The sequence below is a fragment of the Mesorhizobium sp. M7D.F.Ca.US.004.03.1.1 genome (assembly GCF_003998635.1).
Classification (GTDB): Bacteria; Pseudomonadota; Alphaproteobacteria; order Rhizobiales; family Rhizobiaceae; genus Mesorhizobium; species Mesorhizobium loti.
This window is the reverse complement of the sequence record NZ_RZQG01000606.1, coordinates 1-3,683: the sequence shown is the minus strand read 5'-3', so window position 1 is coordinate 3,683 and position 3,683 is coordinate 1. Positions and strand designations below refer to the sequence as shown.

The following is a 3,683-nucleotide window of genomic DNA, read 5'->3' as shown; positions in this document are numbered from 1 at the left end:
GGGATGAAAACCGTCTGTCCCACCGCATGATCCTTTCGGCCGGAAGCTGTTTCCCCGCAAGGTGTCGGTTCTTGGCGTCCGGCGATGTCGGGGCAAAGTTTTGAACAATCAGGGCAAGCCGACCCCTCCCGGGTCGCTCACCGCGTCAGAGCTTTCTGCGCGAGCGTGCTTTGGCCAATAGGCAGAGCATGTCGAAAGCCAGGGTCGCCGCCACCCTACCCGTGCGCCCACCTTCATCATAAAGCGGCGAGACTTCCGGGAGATCCGCGCCAATGAGGTCGACGCCCATCAAGCCTTCGAGCAGCGTTTCCACCTCGCGGACGGTGAATCCGCCCGGCTCGACGGCTCCGGTGCCGGGGGCATAGCTCGGATCGAGCGAATCGATGTCAAGCGTCAGGTAGGCTGGTTCTTCACTAATGATGGAGCGGATCTCCCGCACGGCGTCAGCAGGGCCGCGCTCGTCAATCTCCTTCATTGAGATCATACGGATGCCGGCTGCCTTTGCCCAATCATGGTCGTCGGTGTCAAACAGCGTTTCTCGTATGCCTACCTGGACGAAGCGCTTCGGATCGATCAGACCTTCTTCGACAGCGCGTCGAAACGGTGTTCCGTTGCAGTAACGCTCACCTTGGATGGCATCAAGCGTGTCCGAATGCGCGTCGATATGGATTAGACCCACCGGAGCATCACGGACAATACCGCGCAGAATCGGCAGCGAGATCGTGTGGTCGCCACCAATCGTTAGAGGCACGATATCCAGATCCTTTATCTTTCTGAAATGCGCTTCGATCAGCGACAGGCTGTCTCCAATGCTGAAGGAGCGCACTGGCGCATCGCCGACGTCGGCCACCTTGCAAAGATCGAAGGGCGAGAAGCCAAAGGTCTGGTGAATCCTGCGCACGTGCCGCGACTGCTCGCGTACACAGGATGGCCCGAACCGGGACCCGATGCGAAAGGCCGTGCCCAAATCGAAGGGCACACCGGAAATCGCGATGTCCAAACCTTGCGAAACCGGTATATGCGCCGAACGCATAAATGTTGCAATGTTCGCGAAACGCGGAACCACTGTAACGTCGACCTGAGCCAGACTGTCGGTCATTCAACTCCCCTGTACTTGTTATCATCCATTGGAAAATTCGACGCAGGCATCGCCAAAACTTCTATTTCTAAGCTTTGTTGAGACGCGCCATGACAGCGTCGAGACCTTCATGCAGAGCACTGCGGCCGCCATGCTCAGAAAAAACTCTAAACAGCTGCTCGTTGATCCCGCCTTTGGTGGAAAACTCGTGCCGAAGATCCGGAAAGTCCGCGCCGCTGTTGAGCGCAGCGTGGGAAAGGCCCGCAAACAAGCTGTTGAGATAGTGTTTGGCGGCAGAGCCTTCGAGCCCTTCTTTCAACAGCCAGTCCGACGCTGTCTCAAGCAGGCCAAAATAGAGGCCCATCATGGCACTGGCGGCAAAAAACACCTTTAGCGAGCGCTGATCTTCGATGCCGAGAGTGCTGCCCACACGATCGAATAAGGCAATGGCGGCATTGTCGGGCGGACAAATGACCGTAAAGCCAAGACGGGCGGCCACAAAAGGCAGTGGAATGGCCTGCACGATGTCGACTTTTTCCGATATCCATGTCTGCAGCGTATCAGCGCCGATGCCTGCAACCAGGGAAACGAGCTTTTGACCGTTTCGAAACCGCAGCGCACGAACGACCTCCTCTGCCACCTGTGGGCGCACCGCCAGCAGTGTGATATCGCTCTCGTCGACGATCTGTTGGTTGTCATGGGCGACAGACACGCCTTTGAAGGCGGCGGCCAATCGCTTGGCGTTTTGGGCGTTGCGGGGCGACACCAGGATAGCCGGGGCCGGCGCCTCGCCTGCGTGGAGCCCCTCGACAATGGCGACTGTAATCGACCCTGTCCCTACAAAACCGAGTTTGCTCAATTTCTGCTCCGCATTCCTAATCAGGTTCAAAGCAAGCCTAATTGCATAAAATATACAATTGTCATATGAATGCAACAGAATTGCAGGCGAAAGCGTTTGTAGACGACGCGATCCCCACTCGCGCCCCCCCCCGAGACAGCCGGTTCGTCCTATTGCGCTGCCTGGCGGCGCTCCGAGATCACACGGATAAGGTCGGTTGATGCATCCATAATGTGTGCATCGAGCGCGGCCACTGCCCGCCGCACATCCCTGGCGCGGCACAAATTTACAATATTGCGATGTTCTTCTTGCGCCTTCTGCCAACCCGAAGTCAGCGTGATCTGCATGCGCAAATAGCGGTCAATATTTTTATGAATACGATGAAGCATCGCCATCGTTTGACTGTATTTCGCCGGCGCGTAAAGCGTTTCGTGAAAACGCCAGTTCAATTCGCCCCAATGCGCCACCTCACCTGTAAGCATCTCATTGGCAAAGACTTCTGCTTTGTCAAGATCACTATCCGTCATAGTCGGGATTGCGAGAGACAAAAGCCAGGTTTCCAGGCAGGCGCGCAGGGCAAACAACTCTCGAATTTCTTCCAAGGACAGTGCAGAAACCACACCGCCGCGATGTGAAGAGATTGTTACAAGCCCCTCTGCCTCAAGTTGGCGCAAAGCCTCACGTATCGGAATTCGACTGACGCCGAGATCTCTTCCAAGGTGCTCCTGCAAGAGCTGCTCCCCTTCGGCTAGTTCGCCCGATATTATGCGACGCCGCAACTCGTCGGAGACCAGATCAACTGTGGTCTGGCGCTTGATGCCGCCGGGTCGATGGCCCTTGCCGTTGTGCATTCCGCCTATGCCTTCCGCAGATCTAACGGCCACTCCGGCCGGCCCCAAACCTAGTGACATTGCATAATTTAGGCAAGACCCGAGCGAATTTTGCCGGATTTCGGCCGCGAAAACAGCGGCTTCGCAAAAGGATTTGACCGGATCGCATATTTTATGCAATGTTGATTTTCGTTGCTTGTCGCTGGAGTTCGCTTGCCGTGAGCCGTTCGACGTATTTCTGTGTTGATGCGCACACCTGCGGGAATCCTGTGCGCGTGGTCGTTGGCGGCGGTCCGGTTCTTCCTGCAACCGCACCTATGGCTGAGAAGCGCCAGATCTTCATCAAACAACACGACGAGGTAAGGCGCTCCTTGATGTTCGAGCCGCGCGGCCACGACGTCATGTCCGGCACGATCCTCTATCCGCCGTCCACGTCAGATTTCGATATCGGTGTGTTGTTCATCGAGGTCAGTGGCTGCCTGCCCATGTGTGGCCATGGCACCATCGGCACCGTTACGGTGGCCATCGAGGAAGGGTTGGTCACGCCAAAGGTCCCCGGAACGCTGGTAATTGAGGCGCCGGCCGGCCGTATATCGGTCGACTACGTCCTTTCAGGCGGGAAAGTCGATCACGTTCGACTGTTCAATGTTGCAAGCTATCTCCATGCCTCCGACGTGCAGATCGATGTGCCTGGTCTCGGCGAAATCCGGCTCGACATATCCTATGGCGGAAATTTCTACGCCATTATCGAGCCGCAGCCTAACTGGCCCGGGCTCGACGGGATGAAGGCGTCGGAGATCCTTCAGCTGAGCCCAATCGTTCGCGCGCTGGCACAGGGCGCCGTTGCACCCGTCCACGCGGAAGATCCACGCATCTCTGGTGTTACACATGTCATGTGGTGCGATGCGCCCAAGCACCGTCAGGCCCACGCCCGCAA

General features: G+C 57.1%; 4 protein-coding genes. 1 reads left to right on the top strand and 3 read right to left on the bottom strand.

The genetic code is table 11. The features are described from left to right. Nucleotides 1–145 precede the first annotated feature (145 nt). The 3 genes from speB to EN935_RS26285 form a co-directional block, all read right to left on the bottom strand. On the bottom strand, nt 146–1,099 hold the full coding sequence (speB, locus tag EN935_RS26295; RefSeq protein ID WP_127266069.1) for an agmatinase: 954 nt from the start codon (nt 1,097–1,099) through the stop codon (nt 146–148). 67 nt (nt 1,100–1,166) lie between these two features. After that, nucleotides 1,167–1,937, bottom strand: coding sequence for a pyrroline-5-carboxylate reductase (locus EN935_RS26290; protein ID WP_127266068.1), 771 nt, complete (start codon nt 1,935–1,937; stop codon nt 1,167–1,169). 149 nt (nt 1,938–2,086) lie between these two features. After that, nucleotides 2,087–2,767 carry a GntR family transcriptional regulator gene (locus tag EN935_RS26285; protein WP_164771349.1) on the bottom strand — a complete coding sequence of 227 codons (681 nt, stop codon included), beginning with the start codon at nt 2,765–2,767 and terminating at the stop codon, nt 2,087–2,089. A 197-nt stretch (nt 2,768–2,964) separates the two neighbouring features. On the opposite strand from EN935_RS26285, the gene EN935_RS26280 reads away from it, so the two are divergent. Continuing rightward, the coding region (locus EN935_RS26280) for a 4-hydroxyproline epimerase (RefSeq protein ID WP_127373765.1) at nt 2,965–3,683 on the top strand (719 nt) is incomplete at its 3' end.

Coding starts and splice junctions, on each gene's coding strand:
- EN935_RS26285 (WP_164771349.1), bottom strand. CDS start 2,767: ATGCACAACGGCAAGGGCCATCGACCCGGCGGCATCAAGCGCCAGACC.
- speB (WP_127266069.1), bottom strand. CDS start 1,099: ATGACCGACAGTCTGGCTCAGGTCGACGTTACAGTGGTTCCGCGTTTC.